Below are 18,491 nucleotides of genomic sequence, written 5' to 3' on the forward strand. Positions count from 1 at the left end.
GCAGGAACGGCGAGGCACCTTCAGGTACCTCGCCGCAGCGCAGCCCGCCGCATGGGCGGGTGCAGGGCATTACTTGAACTCGCTGCCCCAATAGGCTTCGATCTGCTTCACCAGCTCCGGCGGCAGCGGCACGTAGTGCAATTCGCTGGCCTGGGCCTGGCCGTTTTCCAGCGCCCACTTGAAGAAGTCCAGCGTCGCCTTGCTGCGCGCGGCGTCCTTGGACTGCTTGTGCATCAACATGAAGTTGGTCGCGGTGATCGGCCACGCCTTCTCGCCCGGCGCATTGGTGATCACCAGGTTGAAGTCACGGGCGTTGGCCCAGTCGGCGCTGGCAGCGGCGGCGGCAAAGCTTTCCGCGTTCGGCTCGACCCACTGGCCGGCCGCGTTCTGCAGCGAGGTGTACGGCATCTTGTTCTGCAGGGCGTAGGCCAGCTCGACGTAACCGATCGACCCCTTGATCTGCTGCACATACGAGGCAACGCCTTCGTTGCCCTTGCCACCCACGCCGCCCGGCCACTGCACCGAGGTGCCTTCGCCGACCTTGCTCTTCCACTCCGGGCTGACCTTGGACAGGTAGTTGGAGAAGTTGAAGGTGGTGCCCGAACCATCCGAGCGATGCACAAGATTGATCTTGGTGGCCGGCAGGGTCACGCCCGGGTTGGCCGCCACAATGGCCGCATCGTTCCACATGGTGACCTTGCCCAGGAAGATATCGCCCAGCAGGGCGCCGGTCAGGCGCAGCTTGCCCGGCGCGATGCCTTCCAGATTCACCACCGGCACCACGCCGCCGATGGCGGACGGGAACTGGCCCAGGCCAGCCTGTTGCAGTTCCGTGCTGTCCAGCGGTTTGTCGGTCGAGCCGAAATCCACGGTGCCGGCCTTGATCTGCGCAATACCGCCGCCGGAGCCGATCGACTGATAGTTGACCTTGTTGCCGGTGGCGGCGTTGTAGTCGGCCGACCACTTGGACACCAGCGGATAGATGAAGGACGCACCGGCGCCGGAAATTTCAGCGCCCTTGCTGTCGCTGGCGGTGGCGCCTGCGGTCGGCGCGCCCTTTGCGGCGTCTGCGGACTGCGCGTCCTTGCCGGGCGAGCACGCGGCCAGGGCGAGGGCGATGGTGAGGGACAGGGCGGTCAGGCTGGCCGACTGCAATTTCATGGAAGCTCCGAGGCTGGATTGGCCGGTGTCTCCGGCAGACCACACTATGAAATGATGTTTTTGTTACACCTGCATGACAGTGCCTTCTGGCCAACGCATCACAAAAAAAGGACGCGGACCGCGGAGGGAGTGGCACCCTCCGGGATCCGCGTCCCGGGCCGACGCCGGGGAGAGAGACGGCGTCGTTCCTTTACGCGTTTTCGTGCTGGCTGCCGAGCCTCGGTGCGGGGCACCTAGTTGCCATTTCAGGCGGCCCTGCAGGTCGCCGGCATGGACCAGACAACCGCCCATGCCGTTCAAGGCATGGCTTGCCCACCTTGGCGCTGCACCAGAGGCTGCGCCGTCCTTAGTGCGGCAGATTCTTGGCCCAATACGCCTCGATCTGAGTGACCAGCGTGTCCGGCAGCGGCACGTAGTCCAACTGCTTGGCCTGCGCATCGCCCTTGGTGTAGACCCAGCGGAAGAAGTCCAGCGTGTTCTTCAGGCCAGCCGGGTTCTTCGGCTTTTTCTGCACCAGAATGAAATTGGTCGCCGTGATCGGCCAGGCGTTATCGCCAGCGGCGTTGGTCATCACCAGATAGAAGTCCTTGGCCGTGCCCCAGTCGGCACTGTTGGCCGCGGCGGCGAAGGTTTCATCCGACGGTTGCACGAACTTGCCGGCCGCGTTCTTCATTGCGGTGTAGGCCATCTTGTTCTGCAGCGCGTACGACAACTCGACATAGCCGATGCCGCCCTTGATCTGCTTCACGTAGGCGGCCACGCCCTCGTTGCCCTTGCCGCCGATGCCGGTCGGCCACTGCACGGCAGTCCCTTCGCCAACCTTGCTCTTCCAGTCCGGGTTGACCTTGGACAGGTAGTTGGTGAAGTTGAAGCTGGTGCCCGAACCGTCGGAGCGGTGCACCACGGTGATCTTGCCTTCCGGCAGTTTCATGCCCGGGTTGAGCGCAGCGATGGCCGGGTCGTTCCAGGTGCTGACCTTGCCCAGGAAGATGTCGCCCAGCGTCTTGCCGTCCAGCTTGAGCGTACCGGCGGCGACGCCCGGAACGTTGACCACCGGCACCACGCCGCCGATCACCGAGGGAAACTGCGCCAGGCCGGCAGCGGCCAATTCTTCCGGCTTGAGCGGGGCATCGGACGAGCCGAAGTCCACGCTGGCCGCCTTGATTTGGGCAATACCGCCGCCCGAACCGATCGATTGGTAGTTGACCTGCTTCTTGGTGGCGGCGTTGTAGTCGGCCGACCACTTGGACATCACCGGATAGATGAACGACGCACCGGCACCGGTGACATCGGCAGCCTGGGCACACAGTGCCAGCGAGGCGGCGAGTACGCCGACGGCCAGACGGGTCTTGAAGGAGTGGATCACGGAACAGCTCCTGTAGCGAAGGGATGAGGACGTCCCGCCGTGGTGCCATTGCAGGGCAATGGCATGACCATGCGGTGTCTGGGAAATGACAGGGCGATGACGGCGTTGCGCCGTCGGATGTTCAGGCCGGCAGGAAGTGGCGGCGCTGCCACCGCGTGCGCTCGACCGATCGCACGCGGCAGCGACGCACTTACCAGTAGAACTGCGCGCGTGCTTCGATGATCGACGGGTTATCGTCGACCAGGCCGCGGGTGGTGCTGTTGTAGCGGGTGCTGTCGACCTTGGCGTAGTCGAGGGCGAACTTGAAGTTCGAGCGCCAGTACCAATTGGCGCCGACCGTCCAGATGTTCATCTTGCCGCCCAGCACGCCATCGACGAACGGTGTGTTGCCGTTGGCGACCAGGTGGCCATCGTTGAGGTCCAGGGTGTCGTAGCGCACCGCCAGCTGCCACATGCCCGATGCCGGCTCGTTGGGCAGCGGGGTGGTCGGCACGCCAGCCTTGTAGCCCCAGGTTTCGCCGGTGAGGTTCCAGACGCCGCTCACGTACCAGCCGTCGCTCTTATAGTCGTGCGCATTGGCACCGATGCGGTTGGCGTTTTCCTGGAAGTACTCGCTCTGCAGCTTGAACGGCCCGGTGATCCACATCGCCTCGGCACCGGCCACGCCAACGTTGTCCACATTGGTGATGGCGCCGCTGTCGATCAGGCGAACGGTGGTCAGGTCGGCGTCGGGGCGTGCGCGCAGGCGCAAGGTGTCGTCGTCGGTGTCGTAGGCCAGGTAGCTCAGGCCGAAGTGCAGCACGTTGCCAGTCTCGTTGATCGGTGCCCAGGTGCCGCGCGCGCCATAGCCGTTGCCGTGCGCCTGGTTACGGGTCAGCTCGCGGCCGAATGCACTGGCGGTCACGCTCCAATTGTTGTCGCCCATGCCATAGGCCACGCCCAACCGGCGCGAGATGCCATAGGTGTTGGTCACCGACGCCTTGGAGACGAAGTCGTTGTTCTTGGTGCTGGACAGTTCTTCCAGGCTGTTGGGCTGCTTGAACTGGCCGATCTGCAGGTAATTGTTCGCGTTGCCGCCGAACTTGTACTTGATGTTGTTATCCAGGAAGCGGCCCGTGCTGCGAATGGTGGTGCCACGGATGGTGACCTCCTTCAGCACGCTCGGGTCATAGCCGGCGACCCATTCGAAGTTGCCCGGGCCCTTGCCCTTGAGGACCAGCTCGGCGCGCCGGATGCTGAACTCGGAATTGTCGCCATTGGCACCGATCGGGCCATTGAGGTCCTGCACATCGTTGTGGAACCAGTTGCCGTCGGCCTGGACCAGGCCTTCCAGCGAGATTTCCGAACCACCGATTACATCGATGGCGATCTCGGCGTGTGCTGCAGGGGCGGCCAGTGCCAGCAGCAGCGCGGAACCAAGCAGGGTGGGAGCGAGTTTCATAGATGCCTTGCGACCTGAGAAAGTGGGCGCAGGCTGGGGTGTGAAGGTTGCGTTAATGTGACAAAACAACAGAAACGTAATACGTCATTTTTGCCAATAAAGACAAGAGTTTACGTGCGTTTCAACTATGTCAGTGTGTGTCAAAAAACTGAACGGCGCTGTTTTATGACAGTACTCGGTGCCAACCTCAACGCCTTGAATTTCCCAGCTGTGGCGCTGACGGGCTGAACTGGCGCTATGTCAGCCTGAACACATGCGTCAGTTTGTGCGGCGCACCACTTGCATACGCGGCGTCAAAATTGTTAGCTTCGAGGCCATGTTTCCTCGATTCCTCCAAATGCTGTTGGTCTGCCTGCTCGCGCTTTCCGCGTGGTCGGCAGCCAATGCGCACGCGCGCATGCATCATGCGTTCGTGGGCGACGGCCTGGCGGTAATGGTGGATGCTGGCGAAGAACGCGATGCAGCAGAAGATCCGCAGGACGACGGCGATACACAGAGCCAAGTCGACACACAGCCTGCAGACGATATCCCCTTGCTCTCCCAAGCATGGCCGATGCTGGCGCGGTATTCCCCCTCTTGGCACGCGCATCACGCGCCGGCAAATCAAAAACGCGACCTGATCCCACAGCTGCGCCCTCCAAACGCACTGCTTGGCTGATCCCCGCTGTCGCTGCACCCGGTGCATTCCGCGCCGGATTCCCAATTGATTTGTTTGTCTTGCAATTCGCGGTTTGCGCCGCGGATGGCTATTCGTTGCCTAGAGGAATCTCCCATGGAAAGTTTGCTAGAAGGTTTTCGCCATTTCCGTAAAGAAGTCTATCCGCGTCAGAGTGCGCGCTTTCAGGAACTGGCAGGCGGCCAGAGCCCGCACACGCTGTTCATCACCTGCGCAGACTCGCGCGTCATGCCGGAGCTGATCTTCTCCGCACAGCCAGGCGAATTGTTCGTCTATCGCAATATCGGCAATGTGGTGCCGCCGTACTCGCAACATGTCAGTGGCGTGGTGGCAGCGATCGAATACGCCATCGCAGTGCTGGGCGTGCGCCACATCGTGATCTGCGGGCACACCGACTGCGGCGCGATGAAGGCCGTGCTCAAGCCGGAGTCGCTGGAAGACGTGCCCTCCGTGGCAGCGTGGCTCAAGCACACCGATGCGGCGCGCCATGTCACCGCGCATCACGGGCACGATCCGCAGAGCCATGAAGCGCTGAACTGCATGACCGAAGAGAACGTGGTCTCGCAGTTGGACCACCTGCGCACGCAGCCGGTGGTGGCAGCGCGCCTGGCGGCGGGCACGTTGCGCATCCACGGCTGGATCTACGATATCGCGCACGGGGAGATCCGCGCCTTCGATGCCGAGAAGGGTGGCTTCCGGCCACTGCTGGCCGAAAGCACCCCCGAAGCCACTCCACGCCCGCGACTGCAACAAGTCGTGCGCGCTGAACTCGCCTGACGGAGCCTGCCATGAACACATCAGGTATCGGCGGATATTTCCGCCAGGGACTGTTTGGGCGTGATTTATTGGCGTCCGTGGTGGTCTTCCTTGTCGCGCTGCCGCTGTGCATGGGTATCGCGATCGCATCCGGCATGCCGCCCGCCGCGGGCCTGATCACCGGCATCGTGGGTGGTCTGGTCGTCGGCTTTCTGGCGGGTTCTCCGCTGCAGGTGAGCGGGCCGGCCGCCGGCCTGGCTGTGTTGGTGTTCGAACTGGTGCGGGAGCACGGCGCTGTTGCGCTCGGGCCGGTGATCTTGGTGGCCGGCGCAATTCAGCTGATTGCCGGTCTGTGCCGCGCAGGCGTCTGGTTCCGGATGACATCGCCGGCCGTGGTGGCCGGCATGTTGTCGGGCATCGGCATCCTGATCGTGGCCTCGCAGGCGCACGTCTTGATGGATGCCGCGCCCAAGGCCCGCGGTCTGGAAAACTTCGCTGCATTGCCTGGCGTGTTGTGGCAGGCCATCAGCGAGGGGACCGGCCGTAATGCGCTGTTCGTGGGTCTGGCGACGATCGGTATCATCCTGGCCTGGGACAAACTGCGCCCTCAGCGCCTGCGGTTTTTGCCGGGTGCATTGATCGCGGTGGTGGTTGTCACCGCGACCGTGCAGTTGCAGGGCTTGAACGTCAACAAGGTCGATGTCCCGACCAATCTGTTCTCTGCGATCAGCATCCCCAGCATTTCCGACATCTTCGGCGTGTTCAACCACACCTTGCTGGTCTCGGCAGTGACCTTCGCTTTCATCGCCAGCGCCGAGACCTTGCTGTCGGCGGCGGCGGTGGACCGCATGCATCAGGGGGCGCGGACGCAGTACGACCGTGAGCTGGCGGCGCAGGGCGTGGGCAATATGCTCTGCGGTTTCCTGGGTGCATTGCCGATGACCGGGGTGATCGTGCGCAGCGCGGCCAACGTGCAGGCCGGTGCGGCAACGCGTGCATCGACCATCCTGCACGGCAGCTGGCTGCTGGTGTTCGCCATGCTGTTGCCGTGGCTGCTGCGGATGACGCCGGTGGCCTGTCTGGCCGGCATCCTGGTCTATACCGGCGTGAAGATGATCAAGATCGGGCAGGTCAAGGAACTGGCGACCTATGGCCGCGGAACGGCCGCGATCTACCTGGCGACCACCTTCGCGATCGTGGCCACCGACCTGCTGACCGGCGTGCTGATCGGCTTCGGTCTGTCGCTGTTCCGTCTGGCACTGCATTCGTCGCGTCTGAAGGTCGAGGTGCGCGAGCACGCCGACAAGAAGGACGAAATGCATCTGACCCTCCAGGGTTCGGCCACCTTCCTGAAGGTGCCGGCCATGGCACGTACGCTGGAAAGCGTGCCGCCGAACACTGCGCTGCATCTGGATGTGGCCAAGCTGCACCACGTCGATCATGCCTGCATCGAGTTGTTGCGCGACTGGAGCCGCAATGCGGCCTCACGCGGCTGCGAACTGGTGGTGGACTGGAAGGAGCTGGATCGACGTGTCGAAGGCCAGCCCACAGTGGATGGCGTGCTGGTGGAACAGCGCGTCGAGCAAGCGAAAGCTGCGTAAAGTGTTGTAAACGCCCGGCGTTCGCGCCGGGTGACCCCCATCGTGATCGGGTGATGCATGGCGCCGAAAGACGCATCATCCGGTCACGATTTTTTTTTTGGGGGAGTGGGGAGTCGGGATTCGGGATTCGGGAGTCGGGATTCGTGAAAGCCTGCGACCTTGTGGTTTGCTGAGTGGGATCAGGTTGCGCGGTTGCGCCGTTGCTCCGGCGCCACTGCTGCCTCAATTCTTGGTTTTTGTTTGCCGCTCAGGCGCCGGTGGCGTCTTGTCGCGGTAGCGGCATAGATCGTGGATCACGCAGCCCGGGCAATCCGGCTTGCGTGCCTTGCAGACGTAGCGTCCGTGCAGGATCAGCCAGTGATGCGCATCGTGTAGAAACTCGGCCGGGATCACCTTGATCAACTTGTCTTCGACCGCGCGCACGTCCTTGCCTGGCGCAAGACCGGTGCGGTTGGAAACGCGAAAGATATGCGTGTCCACGGCCATGGCGGGCTCGCCGAAGGCGGTGTTGAGCACCACATTTGCGGTCTTGCGGCCCACGCCGGGCAGCGCTTCCAGCGCGGCGCGATCATGCGGCACCTCGCCGCCATAGCGCTCCAGCAGGATGCGGCAGGTGGCGATGACGTTCTTGGCCTTGGCGTTGAACAGGCCGATGGTGGAGATATACCGCTTCAGGCCCTCCTCGCCGAGATCGAGAATGTCGCGTGGGGTGTTGGCCACCGGATAGAGCTTGCGGGTCGCCTTGTTGACGCCGACATCGGTGGCTTGCGCCGACAGCAGCACCGCGATCAATAACTCGAATGGGGTGGTGTATTCCAGCTCGGTGGTGGGGTGCGGATTGAGTTCGCGCAGGCGCTCGAACATCTCCTGTATCTCGGGCTTGCGCATGCTGCTGCCACGACGCGCCGGTACCATTGCCTGGGGTGTGTTCATGGCTGCGCTCCGCCAGCGGCTTTCGCCTTCGCGCGCGCCAGGATGGCAGCGGCCAGCGGCGGCAGTGCGGGCGTTGCCGGTTGGCTGGGCGCCGGGGCGGGCGCCCTGCGCGCATCGCGTTCGGCGGCGCGCCGTTGCAGGCGCGCCGAGCGCGCGCGGTAGCGTTCGCGCGCGGCCCAGGCGTCTTGTAGACGGCGTTGCGCGCTGAGCAACGTGGCACAGACCTGCGGGCAGTCGGCGTCCAGCGTATCGTGCTGCGGGTCGGGCAGATACGCCATCAAGCCGAGTGCCAGCGCACGATCCATGTCGTCGGCCTGCACACAATCAAACAACCGCAGCGGCAACGGACGCGATGCCGGAATGAGCTCGAGCGTCATGGCGATATCAGCGGTTGTGGAACTGGGCAGGGCGTTTATCGAGGAATGCGCGAGTGCCTTCGCGCATGTCGTCAGTGGCGAACAACAACGCAAATTGCGCGGTTTCCAGCTGAAGGCCTTCCTCGATGGCGCATTCGCCGCCGAACACCACCGCATCCAGAATGCCGCGCAGTGCCAGCGGCGCTGCAGTTGCCAGGCGTTGCGCAAGCGCCAGCGTTTCTTCGTGCAGGGCATCCGCTTCGACCACGCGATTGACCAGGCCCAATTGCAGTGCGCGGGCCGCGTCGATCGGCAGGCCGAGCAGGCACAGTTCCAGCGCTGCGGCGCGGCCGGTGAGGCGCAGCAGGCGCTGCGTGCCGCCAAAGCCGGGAATCAGGCCGAGATTGATTTCCGGTTGCCCCAGGCGCGCTGTTGCTGCGGCGATGCGCAGGTGACACGCCATTGCCAGCTCCAGGCCGCCGCCCAGCGCAAAGCCATTGATCATCGCGATCACCGGCTTGGGCATGCGCTCGATCCGGCGCATCAGTTGCTGGCCCAGCAACGAGAACTCGCGCCCCTGGATTGCCGACAGGTCACTCATTTCCGCGATATCGGCACCCGCCACGAAGGCCTTGGGGCCGGCGCCGGTGAGAATCACGGCGCGTATATCGTCCGCATTGGCTGCGTCCTGGAACGCCTGATCCAGGGCCTGCATGGTCTGCCGGTTCAATGCGTTCAGTTTGTCCGGCCGATTGACCGTAATCGTCCGGACGCTGGCGTGGTCGGCGATCAGAATGACGTGATTGGACATGTGAACCCTTGCGAACGTAAAAAAATAGTAAACACGGAACTTCCCAAACCCTTGCTGGTCCTAGCTTTCGCGATAAGTAGCGGTTCGGTATCGCGGCCGCTATCCTAGCGCGTCATCTCAGGCGGCAGACCCGTCCTGTGCCACCACCCTGGAGAATTGTTTGATGAAGTTGCGTTCTATCGCGGTCGCTGTGGCGGCCCTGGCCCTGACGGGCAATGCACTGGCCCAGGACACGACGTCCGAGAAGGGCAAGTTGAGCTATTACTTCGGCTACGACTACGGCAACAACCTTGCCGAGCTCACCGGCCGCGGCGAGCAGCTCGACATCAACTCGGTGGTAAAGGGTCTGCAGGACGCCTATGCCAAGAAGCAGCCGGCCATCACTGCCGACCAGCTGAAGCCGGCCGTTGAGGCGTTCCAGAAGCGCGAGCAGGGCCGTGCCCAGCAGGCCAAGGCCGAGTACGACAAGGCCGCTGCAGCCAACAAGACCAAGAGCGATGCGTTCCTGGCCAAGAACAAGAGCACCGCCGGCGTGCAGACGCTGCCGAGCGGCGTGCAGTACCGCGTGATCGAAGCCGGCAAGGGCGCCAAGCCGACCCAGGCCAGCACCGTGCAGCTGGAGGTGGCCGGTCCGTTCCCGTTCGGCGACCGCGAGAAGGCACGTCCGGCGCAGCAGATCCCGGCCATCAAGGTCAGCGAAGTCGAAATGCAGGCCATGCGCGACACGCTGCTGCAGATGCCGGCCGGCTCGAAGTGGGAAGTGACCCTGCCGCCTGAAAAGGCCTACGGTGCCGACCCGCGTACCCCGTTCCCGCCGAACGTGGCTGTGCAGTTCGAGATCAAGTTGGTCAGCGTCAAGTAATTGCATGTGATGTTGTTGCGACAACGCCGGCCACCAGGCCGGCGTTGTCGTTTTGGTCCAGCGATTGTCTGAAGAGAACGATGCAACGATGCAGCGGCTGCAGGACCCAGCGATGAGTGGCAACGATGTCGGATCCGAGGCAGGCCCTCTGCCCAGTCCGTGTATCGGTGTATGTTCGCTGGACGCGCAGTCGCACTGCGTCGGCTGTTTGCGCAGCCTGGATGAAATTGCACGCTGGATGAGCATGAGCGACGCCGAACGCCAGGACTATCTGCACACGGTGCTGCCCGCACGCGCGCTGACGGCGCGGCTGCCCGAATACGCGCAGTTGAGGCGGGCGCTGTATCCGCTGGATACCGCGCCGGCCGGGCCGGGTTGGAACCATGCCGAGCTGATCGACCTGACCGACGGCGACCCGTCTGCCGAAGCGGCGGTGCTGTGCGGGCTGGTGCCGCGCGAACAGGGCACGACGGTGTTGCTGACCCGGCGCACGGACAGCCTGCGCCATCACGCCGGGCAGGTCAGCTTCCCCGGCGGGCGGATGGAGCCGTCCGATGCCGATGCCGCTGCTGCAGCGCTGCGCGAGAGTTGCGAAGAAATCGCGCTGGGCGCGCAGCACGTGCATGCCTTGGGGTACCTGGATCCGTTTGTGACGGTGAGCGGATTTCGGGTGACGCCGGTGGTGGCGGTCATCGACCCGGCGTTCGTGGCGGTGCCGCAGCCGGATGAAGTAGCGGACGTCTTCGAAGTGCCGCTGGCCTATCTGATGGATCCGGACAATCTGCGCAGTGTGGAGCTGGAGTTCCGCGGACGCCCGCGACGCGTGCTCGAATACGACTGGCCTGCCCACCGTATCTGGGGCGCCACCGCCGCCATTCTTCTCAATCTTCGTCGTCGCCTGGAGCAGGTTGCATGAGTGCAGATCCGAACTGGACCACGCTGGTCGATGCCGCCACGCTTTCGGCCGCGTTGCAGCATCCACAGCTGCGTCTGCTGGATGCGCGTGCCGCGCCACCGACTGCGCCAGACCCGCACGCAGCGCGCAAGGCGTACGCGCAGGGGCATCTGCCCGGCGCGCACTATGCCGATCTGGACCACGACCTTGCAGATCTGTCACGGCCGGCGCAGGGGCGGCATCCGTTGCCGCATAGCGAGGCTTTTGCAAGACGCCTCGGCGAATGGGGCATCGATCCGCAGAGCCAGGTCGTTGTCTACGACGCAGGCGATGGCAGCATGGCGGCCGCGCGCGCGTGGTGGATGTTGCGGCTGATGGGCCATCGCCGGGTGGCGGTGCTGGACGGTGGCTTGGCCGCGTGGCGTGCGGCCGGTTTTGCGGAAAGCACCGAGTGGCCTGCCTTGCGCAGCGGCACCGCGTATCCGGGCCACTTTGACGCCACGGCGGTGGTGGATGCCGAGCAGATCGCGCAGCGCCTGCAACAGGCGCCGGGCTGGTTGCTGGATGCACGGGCAGGCGAGCGTTTCCGTGGCGAAGTCGAGCCGATCGACCCGGTGGCCGGGCACGTGCCCGGTGCAGTGAGTCGCCCGCTGGGACTGAGCCTGCGTGATGGTCGCTTCAAACCAGCTGCCGAACTGCGCGCCGAGTTGTCCGCGTTGCTGGGTGCGTACCGGCCCGAGCAGGCGGTGGTGATGTGCGGATCGGGCGTGACGGCCTGCCATCTGTTGCTGGCATTGGAAGTGGCCGGGTTGTCCGGTGCGCGCGTCTACGCCGGTTCCTGGAGTGGTTGGCTGCAAGATGCCTCGCGCCCGGTCGCGACCGGCGCCTGATTGCAGGCACAATGGCGGCAGGAACGGTGACCTGTGGGGACGCAGGTTCGCTGCGCGGAGCGCAGTTTCTTGCAGTGCTGGGTGAGCCATGCGGTTGCAGTTACGGATTGGCGCGCTGTGCGTCGCGGTGTGGACGCTGGCTGCCTGTTCGGCGGAGTCGTCCGCCGATGTCAGCGATACGCCTGCGGTCGCTCATCGCAATGCGGCGCCGCATGATGTGTACGAAGTCGCGCTGGAACGCGCGCGCGCGGAGCGGCTGAGGCAGCTGCGGGCGCCCGATGGGTGGTTGAGCTATACCGGTTCGGGGCGCGTGCGCGCCGGCCAGTACCGTGTGGGCAGCGACCCGCTCAGCGATATCGTCCTGCCTGCCGGCCCTGCGCAGCTGGGGCAACTGACGCTGGATGCTGCAGGACACATACGCTTTCGCGCAGATGGCTCTGCCGCGGTGACGCTCAACGGGCAGCGCATCGGCGACGTACGCCTGCAACCAGAGCGGGCAGGGCAGCGCGGCGACCGGCTGGACGTGGGTGGCCGACAGTTCTACCTGGTGCAGACAGGCGCCTTGTACGGCTGGCGCTTCCGCGACCCGGCAGCGCCCGCGCTGACGCAGTTCGACGGGCTGGAATATTTCCCGACCGATCCGCAGTGGCGCATCCAGGCGCAGTGGCAACCCTATCCAACGCCGCGCACGACCACCTTGCTGACCTCGATCGGCACGCCGCTCACCGTGGAGGTGCCGGGAGAAGCCGTGTTCTCGCTCAACGGCCACGAATACCGCTTGCGGCCGCTGCTGCAGGAAGATGGCCAGGGCCTGTTCTTCCTGTTCGCCGACCGCACCAGCGGCAAGGAGAGTTATGGCGGCGCGCGGTATCTGTTTGCCACCTCGCCCCGCGATGGTCAGGTGATCCTGGATTTCAATCTGGCCGAAAACCCGCCATGCGCACTGACGCCCCATGTGGTCTGCCCCATCGCGCCGCCTGAAAACCGGTTGGACGTGGCAGTGAATGCCGGCGAGAAGACTTACCGTGCGACCGAACGTTGAGTGTGCTGCAACGGGTGGACGGTGTGCGAGGCAAGAGGTGTTTTCAATGGCTCATCACAGCATCCGGGAGCGGTCACGTGCGTGTTCTCCGGGCGACGCTGTCTTTCGACGGCGCGGCTGGCACGCAGGTTGGATCGCTTCTCGGCGCTGTCGGGCGCGACCGGGCATGACCGACGTAACGCAGTGACTCGCCCACCGGCAGGGGCAAGAAAGCGCCTCCTAACGCGGCGTGTGCGACCAGCTCACCGCCGCTTCGATGCGCGGCCACGGGAACAGCGGGCCGGGGTCGAGCTTGCGCCGGATTTTACGGGCCGGGTCGTCGCTGGCGGCTTCCTGGGTGGTATCCAGCGCCTGATGGCCGGCGATGCGCCGCACCGAGGGCAGCTGCTGCTGCAGCCATTGCAACAAGGTGATCAGCGCGGCGATCTGCGCTTCGGGATAGGGTTCGGTCATCTGCTGATACCGCGAATCCAGCCAGTGCGGATAACGGCCGCGGTTGACCAGTTCGATGCCCAGCGTATGCGGGTTGTGCCCGCGCACATGATGCGCAACGCGCTCCAGGGCGACGTATTGCTGGATGCTGCCGTTGCGATCGAGGTAGTAATGCCCGCTGTTGCCGGTGCCGCTGTCATAAAGCACGCGTTCGCCGTATTCGCGCGCCATCGCCATGTCCGGCAATTCGGTGCAATGGATGACCACCATGTCGATCTGGGTGAGCGCGCGCCTGGCCAACCGCGATTCGTAGGATAACGGCGCATAGGTGATTGGCGGCGACGGCAAGACGGCATCGGACATGGAGCGGATGCTAGCATTGCCCGATGGCTTTGAATCCCGACAGCCCTCTGGGCAAATTGATGGCGACGCTGCCACAGACCGGTCAGGTGACCTGGATCGGCGTGCGCCCGGCGCGTGAGGTGGCGATGCAGGAAGTGGACGCGGCGCAGGTGAGCACCGGTATGGGTCTTGTGGGAGACCGCTACAAGGGTGGCAGCGGCAAGCGCGGCGTGACCCTGATCCAGGCCGAGCATTTGCCGGTGATCGCGGCGCTGTCAGGACACGCCACCATCGCGCCGGCGACGCTGCGGCGCAACCTGGTGGTGTCCGGAATTGCGTTGATCGCGCTGAAAGGGCGGCGATTCCGAATCGGCGAAATCGAATTGGAAGGCACCGACCCGTGCGACCCATGTTCGCGCATGGAAGATGCCCTGGGTGCGGGCGGCTATAACGCCATGCGCGGCCACGGTGGGCTGTGCGCACGCGTGCTGCGCGGCGGCGTGCTGCGCATCGGCGATACGGTGCAGGCGCTATGAGTCGCGGCCATTGCATCCTCTCGCACGGCTTCGAAAGCGGCCCGGACGCCTTGAAGGTGACCGCGCTGGCCAACGTGGCCGAGCAGTTGGGCTGGACCCATGAGCGCCCGGATTACACCGACCTGGATGCACGCCGCGAGGTGAGTACGCTGGGCGACGTGCCAGGCCGGCTGCAACGCCTGCTGGAAATTGCGCGGGCGGCGGCCGAAAAGGGGCCGGTGGTGCTGGCCGGCTCCAGCCTGGGCTCGTATATCGCCGGGATGGTGTCGTTGCAGGTGCCCACGCGCGGCCTGTTTCTGATGGTGCCGCCGACCAAGATGGGCCCGATGCCGGCGCTGGACGCCGCATCGGTGCCGATCTCGATCGTGCATGCCTGGCGCGACGCGTTGATTCCGGCCGCCGACGTGATCGCCTGGGCGCAGGCCCGGCATGCGCGCCTGCTGCTGGTCGACGATGACCATCGTCTGGCCTCGCACGTCGACGCGTCGGCGCGCGCGTTCGCAGCGTTGTTGCAGGGCCTGTGATGCGGACGGTTGCCAGCCATGGCTGCGCGCGGTGCCACCGATGAACGTGTTGATCCGCGAAGCCACCGAAGGCGACGCCGCTGCCATCGAACTGCTGACCATGGTGGCCTTCATGCGCGCCGAACACAGCCGGCATGACGAGCACCAGGTGATTGCAGGATTGCGTCAGGACGGCGCACTCGTGTTGTCGTTGGTCGCCGACCACGACGGCTACGTGGTCGGGCATCTGGCCGTCTCGCCGGTGGCGCTGTCGGACGATTCGCCCGGCTGGTTCGCGCTTGGCCCGCTGGCCGTGGGGCCCGGCCACCAACGGCAAGGGCTGGGGACGCGGCTGGTGCAGGCCGCGCTTGCCACGTTGCGCGAGCGCGGGGCCGCAGGCTGCCTGGCGCTGGGCGAGCCGGCGTTTTTCCGGCGCTTGGGCTTTGCGGTCGAACCTGGCCTGGCGTTGCCCGAGGTGCCTGCATCGGAATTGCAAGCCCTGGCGTTCGGCGACCGGCTGCTGCCGCTGGCCGATGTGGCTTACCACCCGGCGTTCGGGCTGGGTTGAGCGCCGGCTGCATTGGCCCGGCCTGATGCACCGGTGTCGCTGCCAGTGCGGCGGGTTGGACTGGCTGCACTTCACCTGTTGAGGATTGGTCCGATGCGCCATTGATGCCGCCGTCGTGATGACGGCCTACCCGCTGCTGGTCCGGTTTGATCGGCACGTGTGCTGGCATGCAATGGAGACCCGGATGACCTGTCCGTCGCTGACGCTGGAAAGCGTGGCGTATGCGCTGCCCGATGGCAGCGCGCTGTTTTCCGATCTGAACATCCATATCGACCAACGCGCGACCGGCTTGGTCGGGCGCAATGGCCTGGTCGGCCCGAACGGCAGCGGCAAGTCCACATTGCTGCAGTTGCTGGCCGGGCGCCTCCAGCCCAGCGCCGGGCATTGCCAGGTGCATGCGCCGACCGCCTATCTGGATCAGCACCTGGCGCTGCTGGACCCGGCGCTTGGTCGTTGCGCAGTTGCAGGACGCGGATCCGGCTGCGCCGGCCCACGCACAGCGGCTGCGCCTGTCGCTGCTGGGGCGGGACCGGGCGCGTGCCGACCTGCCCTGCAGCCGCCTCAGCGGCGGCCAGCGGCTCAAGCCGGCACTGGCCTGCGCGCTGTACCGGGCGCAGCCGGCGCAACTGCTGTTGCTGGACGAGCCCACCCACCACCTGGATCTGGCCTCGGTGGAAGCGATCGAGGCGCTGCTGCGCGGCCATCAGGGGGCGCTGGTCGTCGCCTCGCACGATGCCGCCTTCCTACAGTGGTTGGGCCTGCAGCAGCGCCTGGACACGGCACAGGCGCAATGGCGGCTGGCGCCGTGGTGAAGCGTGCGGCGGGCGATCCGGGCGCCGGGCTGGTAATGCCGGCCGCGATGGCCGACCATTTGCGGCCCGTCCACCGCGGCCGCGGCATTGCCCACCCAGGCGCCGGCCCGCTGTCCTGCTTTCACGCTCGCCGCCGCGGCCAGCGTCTCTATCGATACCTGCCTACGTGAAATTCTTCGCATCCTGCGCCAAGGGCCTGGAATACCTGCTTGCCGACGAGCTGCTTGCGCTCGGTGCCAGCAAGGCCACCGCCACTATTTCCGGCGTCAACGTCGAAGGCGAACTGCGCGATGCGCAGCGCGCCGTGCTGTGGTCGCGCCTGGCCAGCCGCGTGCTGTGGCCGCTGACCGAATTCGATTGCCCGGACGAAGACGCGCTGTACGCCGGCGTGGCCGAACTGCCCTGGGACGCGCATCTGTCGGTGGGGCATACGCTGTCGGTGGACGCACATGTGTCCGGGACCGCCATCACCCACGCACGCTACGCGGCGCAGCGCATCAAGGACGCGGTGGTGGACACCATGCGCCGGCAGGGCCTGGAGCGCCCGTCGGTGGACGTGGAAAACCCCGACCTGCGCCTGAACCTGTCGCTGCGCAAGGGCCGCGCCACCATTTCGGTGGACCTGGGCGGCGGCCCGCTGCATCGACGCGGCTGGCGCATGGCGCAGAACGAGGCGCCGTTGAAGGAAAATCTGGCCGCAGCGGTGCTGATGCGCGGCGGCTGGCCGCGCGCCTATGCCGATGGCGGCGGCTTGCTCGACCCGATGTGCGGCAGCGGCACGCTGCTGATCGAAGGCGCGCTGATGGCCGCCGATGTCGCGCCCGGTCTGCAGCGCTACGGCAGCGATGTGCCCAGCCGCTGGCGCGGCTTCGACCGCGAGAGCTGGCAGCAGCTGGTGAGCGAGGCGCGCGAACGCGACGGCGTCGGCCGCGCTGCGCTCAAGCAGGTGATCCATGGCAGCGACATGGACCCGCACGCCATCCGCGCCGCGAAAGAGAATGCGCAGGTGGCCGGCGTGGCCGAGGCGATCTGGTTCGGCGTGCGCGAAGTCGGTGAGTTGCAGACGCCGCCGCAGGCCACCGGCGTGGTGGTGTGCAATCCGCCGTACGACGAGCGCCTGGCCGCCGATGCGGCGCTGTATCGCCGTCTGGGCGATACCTTGCAGCGCGTCGTGCCGCAGTGGCGTGCCAGCCTGCTGTGCGGCAATGCCGAGCTGGCGTATGCCACCGGCCTGCGCGCGGGCAAGAAATACCAGCTGTTCAACGGTGCGATCGAATGCGCGTTGATCGTCTGCGACCCGATCGCAGTGCCGCGACGCACCCCGCTGGCAGCGCCGACCGCGCTCAGCGAGGGCGCGCAGATGGTGGCCAACCGGCTGCGCAAGAATCTGCAGAAATTCAAGAAGTGGCGCGCGCGCGAAGGCATCGAATGTTTCCGCGCCTACGACGCCGACCTGCCGGAATATTCCGCCGCCATCGACGTGTATCAGCAAGCCGACGGCGACCGGCGCATCTTCCTGCATGTGCAGGAATACGCGGCGCCGGCGACGATTCCCGAGGCCGATGTGCGCCGTCGTCTCAACGAATTGCTGGCCGCCGCACGCGAGGTCTTCGAAGTGCCGGCCGAGCGCGTGGCGCTGAAGTCGCGCGAGCGCGGCAAGGGCGGCAGCAAGTACGGCCGTTTCGAACAGCGCAACGAAATCGTCCACGTGCGCGAACACGGCGCGTTGCTGCGCGTGAACCTGTTCGATTATCTGGATACCGGGCTGTTCCTGGACCATCGCCCGCTGCGCGGCACCATGGCGCAGCAGAGCAAGGGCCGGCGTTTCCTCAACCTGTTCTGCTACACCGGCGTGGCCAGCGTGGAAGCGGCGGTGGCCGGTGCGGCGTCCACCACCAGCGTTGATCTGTCGGCAACCTACCTGCAGTGGTGCGCCGAGAATCTTGCGTTGAACGGGCTGGCCGGCAGCAAGCACAAACTGGTGCAGGCCGATGCGCTGGCCTGGCTGGAAGCCGAGCGTGCGCACTTCGATGTGATCTTCTGCGACCCACCGACCTTCTCCAACTCAGCGCGTGCGGAAGATTTCGATATCCAGCGCGAGCATGTGCGTCTTTTGCGCGCGGCCGTGGCGCGGTTGGCGCCGGGGGGCGTGTTGTATTTCTCCAACAACTTCCGTCGCTTCAAGCTGGACGAGGAAGGGGTGGCGGAGTTCGCGCAGTGCGAAGAAATCAGCCCGCGCACCATCGACCCGGATTTCGAGCGGCATGCGCGCATTCATCGCGCCTGGCGGTTGACCGCCTGAGCTCGCGCCGGTTGCGTCCGATGGCGCGCCGGCTCGGCTCGCGTAGACGCCAGCAGACGCGGTTGCCAAAGTGCCATGCGTCGCAGGCGCGGGAGCGCGTGCTTGCCACGACGCGACCGCTGCCGTGCACGCGCAGAAGGCGTGGGCATGATCGCAACGCACCCACAACAAGCCCAGCACAGGGCTGCGGTATGCTGATTCGCATG

General features: G+C 65.5%; 19 protein-coding genes and 1 pseudogene. 13 read left to right on the forward strand and 7 right to left on the reverse strand.

Features of this window, described 5'->3' with window-relative positions; genetic code table 11:
- Positions 1-69: 69 nt before the first annotated feature.
- The 3 genes from pstS (ACDH77_RS07770) to ACDH77_RS07780 form a co-directional block, all read right to left on the reverse strand.
- Positions 70-1,161, reverse strand: a complete 1,092-nt coding sequence (gene pstS / locus ACDH77_RS07770) for a phosphate ABC transporter substrate-binding protein PstS (protein ID WP_008572162.1) — start codon at positions 1,159-1,161, stop codon at positions 70-72.
- 346 nt (positions 1,162-1,507) lie between these two features.
- Positions 1,508-2,527: a phosphate ABC transporter substrate-binding protein PstS gene (pstS, locus tag ACDH77_RS07775; protein ID WP_008572161.1), complete on the reverse strand. Its 1,020-nt coding sequence runs from the start codon at positions 2,525-2,527 to the stop codon at positions 1,508-1,510.
- Between the two features lie 190 nt (positions 2,528-2,717).
- Complete coding sequence (locus ACDH77_RS07780; RefSeq protein ID WP_008572160.1) at positions 2,718-3,968, reverse strand: OprO/OprP family phosphate-selective porin; 1,251 nt, start codon at positions 3,966-3,968, stop codon at positions 2,718-2,720.
- Positions 3,969-4,305: 337 nt separating this feature from the next.
- Here ACDH77_RS07780 and ACDH77_RS07785 point away from each other — a divergent pair, with 337 nt between their 5' ends.
- The 3 genes from ACDH77_RS07785 (at position 4,306) to ACDH77_RS07795 (ending at position 7,001) form a co-directional block, all read left to right on the forward strand.
- Positions 4,306-4,626, forward strand: coding sequence for a hypothetical protein (locus ACDH77_RS07785; protein WP_014089829.1), 321 nt, complete (start codon positions 4,306-4,308; stop codon positions 4,624-4,626).
- 114 nt (positions 4,627-4,740) lie between these two features.
- Positions 4,741-5,421 (forward strand): carbonic anhydrase, encoded by a 681-nt coding sequence (locus tag ACDH77_RS07790; protein WP_008572158.1) that lies wholly within the window; start codon positions 4,741-4,743, stop codon positions 5,419-5,421.
- A gap of 11 nt (positions 5,422-5,432) precedes the next feature.
- Positions 5,433-7,001: a SulP family inorganic anion transporter gene (locus tag ACDH77_RS07795; RefSeq protein ID WP_008572157.1), complete on the forward strand. Its 1,569-nt coding sequence runs from the start codon at positions 5,433-5,435 to the stop codon at positions 6,999-7,001.
- A 222-nt stretch (positions 7,002-7,223) separates the two neighbouring features.
- Here the strand turns inward: ACDH77_RS07795 and nth are convergent, their stop codons facing one another.
- The 3 genes from nth to ACDH77_RS07810 are packed head-to-tail and all read right to left on the reverse strand — an operon-like array spanning position 7,224 to position 9,101.
- The gene (gene nth / locus ACDH77_RS07800; RefSeq protein WP_029819133.1) at positions 7,224-7,934 is read right to left on the reverse strand and encodes an endonuclease III; all 711 of its coding nucleotides are present in this window, start codon (positions 7,932-7,934) and stop codon (positions 7,224-7,226) included.
- The gene (locus ACDH77_RS07805) at positions 7,931-8,311 is read right to left on the reverse strand and encodes a hypothetical protein (RefSeq protein WP_029819134.1); all 381 of its coding nucleotides are present in this window, start codon (positions 8,309-8,311) and stop codon (positions 7,931-7,933) included. The genes nth and ACDH77_RS07805 overlap by 4 nt, the downstream gene beginning before the upstream one ends.
- A gap of 7 nt (positions 8,312-8,318) precedes the next feature.
- Positions 8,319-9,101, reverse strand: coding sequence for an enoyl-CoA hydratase-related protein (locus ACDH77_RS07810; RefSeq protein WP_031422007.1), 783 nt, complete (start codon positions 9,099-9,101; stop codon positions 8,319-8,321).
- A 163-nt stretch (positions 9,102-9,264) separates the two neighbouring features.
- Here ACDH77_RS07810 and ACDH77_RS07815 point away from each other — a divergent pair, with 163 nt between their 5' ends.
- The 4 genes from ACDH77_RS07815 to ACDH77_RS07830 all read left to right on the forward strand — a co-directional run bounded on the left by ACDH77_RS07815 (position 9,265) and on the right by ACDH77_RS07830 (position 12,790).
- A complete protein-coding gene (locus tag ACDH77_RS07815) occupies positions 9,265-9,963 on the forward strand; it encodes an FKBP-type peptidyl-prolyl cis-trans isomerase N-terminal domain-containing protein (RefSeq protein ID WP_004429231.1) in 699 nt (232 codons plus the stop codon).
- Between the two features lie 112 nt (positions 9,964-10,075).
- Complete coding sequence (locus tag ACDH77_RS07820) at positions 10,076-10,879, forward strand: CoA pyrophosphatase (RefSeq protein ID WP_014089834.1); 804 nt, start codon at positions 10,076-10,078, stop codon at positions 10,877-10,879.
- A complete protein-coding gene (locus ACDH77_RS07825) occupies positions 10,876-11,748 on the forward strand; it encodes a sulfurtransferase (protein ID WP_218488402.1) in 873 nt (290 codons plus the stop codon). The genes ACDH77_RS07820 and ACDH77_RS07825 overlap by 4 nt, the downstream gene beginning before the upstream one ends.
- 88 nt (positions 11,749-11,836) lie before the next feature.
- The gene (locus ACDH77_RS07830) at positions 11,837-12,790 is read left to right on the forward strand and encodes a DUF1684 domain-containing protein (RefSeq protein WP_008576338.1); all 954 of its coding nucleotides are present in this window, start codon (positions 11,837-11,839) and stop codon (positions 12,788-12,790) included.
- Between the two features lie 219 nt (positions 12,791-13,009).
- On the opposite strand, the gene ACDH77_RS07835 is transcribed toward ACDH77_RS07830, so the two are convergent.
- The gene (locus tag ACDH77_RS07835) at positions 13,010-13,585 is read right to left on the reverse strand and encodes an N-acetylmuramoyl-L-alanine amidase (RefSeq protein WP_008576336.1); all 576 of its coding nucleotides are present in this window, start codon (positions 13,583-13,585) and stop codon (positions 13,010-13,012) included.
- Positions 13,586-13,608: 23 nt separating this feature from the next.
- On the opposite strand from ACDH77_RS07835, the gene ACDH77_RS07840 reads away from it, so the two are divergent.
- The 6 genes and pseudogenes from ACDH77_RS07840 to rlmKL all read left to right on the forward strand — a co-directional run bounded on the left by ACDH77_RS07840 (position 13,609) and on the right by rlmKL (position 18,285).
- Positions 13,609-14,100 carry an MOSC domain-containing protein gene (locus ACDH77_RS07840; RefSeq protein ID WP_008576334.1) on the forward strand — a complete coding sequence of 164 codons (492 nt, stop codon included), beginning with the start codon at positions 13,609-13,611 and terminating at the stop codon, positions 14,098-14,100.
- A complete protein-coding gene (locus ACDH77_RS07845; RefSeq protein ID WP_008576332.1) occupies positions 14,097-14,624 on the forward strand; it encodes an alpha/beta hydrolase in 528 nt (175 codons plus the stop codon). Before ACDH77_RS07840 ends, ACDH77_RS07845 begins: the two co-directional genes overlap by 4 nt.
- A gap of 40 nt (positions 14,625-14,664) precedes the next feature.
- Entirely contained in the window at positions 14,665-15,171 is a 507-nt protein-coding gene (locus ACDH77_RS07850; protein ID WP_008576330.1) for a GNAT family N-acetyltransferase, read from the forward strand.
- 298 nt (positions 15,172-15,469) lie between these two features.
- A pseudogene (locus ACDH77_RS07855) lies at positions 15,470-15,983 on the forward strand (ATP-binding cassette domain-containing protein); the annotation flags it as partial.
- Entirely contained in the window at positions 15,962-16,153 is a 192-nt protein-coding gene (locus ACDH77_RS07860; protein WP_031422016.1) for a hypothetical protein, read from the forward strand. The pseudogene ACDH77_RS07855 and the gene ACDH77_RS07860, both read left to right, overlap by 22 nt.
- Complete coding sequence (gene rlmKL, locus ACDH77_RS07865) at positions 16,150-18,285, forward strand: bifunctional 23S rRNA (guanine(2069)-N(7))-methyltransferase RlmK/23S rRNA (guanine(2445)-N(2))-methyltransferase RlmL (protein WP_008576327.1); 2,136 nt, start codon at positions 16,150-16,152, stop codon at positions 18,283-18,285. Before ACDH77_RS07860 ends, rlmKL begins: the two co-directional genes overlap by 4 nt.
- The last annotated feature ends 206 nt before the right edge of the window (positions 18,286-18,491 follow it).

It is taken from the genome of Xanthomonas axonopodis pv. maculifoliigardeniae (assembly GCF_041519315.1).
Taxonomy (GTDB): Bacteria; Pseudomonadota; Gammaproteobacteria; order Xanthomonadales; family Xanthomonadaceae; genus Xanthomonas; species Xanthomonas euvesicatoria.

Bases quoted from the DNA above. Each gene is read 5' to 3' on its own strand.
- ACDH77_RS07805 (WP_029819134.1), bottom strand. From the start codon at position 8,311: ATGACGCTCGAGCTCATTCCGGCATCGCGTCCGTTGCCGCTGCGGTTG.
- ACDH77_RS07810 (WP_031422007.1), bottom strand. From the start codon at position 9,101: ATGTCCAATCACGTCATTCTGATCGCCGACCACGCCAGCGTCCGGACG.
- ACDH77_RS07795 (WP_008572157.1), top strand. From the start codon at position 5,433: ATGAACACATCAGGTATCGGCGGATATTTCCGCCAGGGACTGTTTGGG.
- ACDH77_RS07815 (WP_004429231.1), top strand. From the start codon at position 9,265: ATGAAGTTGCGTTCTATCGCGGTCGCTGTGGCGGCCCTGGCCCTGACG.
- ACDH77_RS07850 (WP_008576330.1), top strand. From the start codon at position 14,665: ATGAACGTGTTGATCCGCGAAGCCACCGAAGGCGACGCCGCTGCCATC.
- ACDH77_RS07785 (WP_014089829.1), top strand. From the start codon at position 4,306: ATGCTGTTGGTCTGCCTGCTCGCGCTTTCCGCGTGGTCGGCAGCCAAT.
- ACDH77_RS07780 (WP_008572160.1), bottom strand. From the start codon at position 3,968: ATGAAACTCGCTCCCACCCTGCTTGGTTCCGCGCTGCTGCTGGCACTG.
- ACDH77_RS07825 (WP_218488402.1), top strand. From the start codon at position 10,876: ATGAGTGCAGATCCGAACTGGACCACGCTGGTCGATGCCGCCACGCTT.
- ACDH77_RS07840 (WP_008576334.1), top strand. From the start codon at position 13,609: ATGGCTTTGAATCCCGACAGCCCTCTGGGCAAATTGATGGCGACGCTG.
- ACDH77_RS07830 (WP_008576338.1), top strand. From the start codon at position 11,837: ATGCGGTTGCAGTTACGGATTGGCGCGCTGTGCGTCGCGGTGTGGACG.
- nth (WP_029819133.1), bottom strand. From the start codon at position 7,934: ATGAACACACCCCAGGCAATGGTACCGGCGCGTCGTGGCAGCAGCATG.
- ACDH77_RS07860 (WP_031422016.1), top strand. From the start codon at position 15,962: ATGGCGGCTGGCGCCGTGGTGAAGCGTGCGGCGGGCGATCCGGGCGCC.
- ACDH77_RS07845 (WP_008576332.1), top strand. From the start codon at position 14,097: ATGAGTCGCGGCCATTGCATCCTCTCGCACGGCTTCGAAAGCGGCCCG.
- pstS (WP_008572162.1), bottom strand. From the start codon at position 1,161: ATGAAATTGCAGTCGGCCAGCCTGACCGCCCTGTCCCTCACCATCGCC.
- ACDH77_RS07790 (WP_008572158.1), top strand. From the start codon at position 4,741: ATGGAAAGTTTGCTAGAAGGTTTTCGCCATTTCCGTAAAGAAGTCTAT.
- ACDH77_RS07835 (WP_008576336.1), bottom strand. From the start codon at position 13,585: ATGTCCGATGCCGTCTTGCCGTCGCCGCCAATCACCTATGCGCCGTTA.
- ACDH77_RS07820 (WP_014089834.1), top strand. From the start codon at position 10,076: ATGAGTGGCAACGATGTCGGATCCGAGGCAGGCCCTCTGCCCAGTCCG.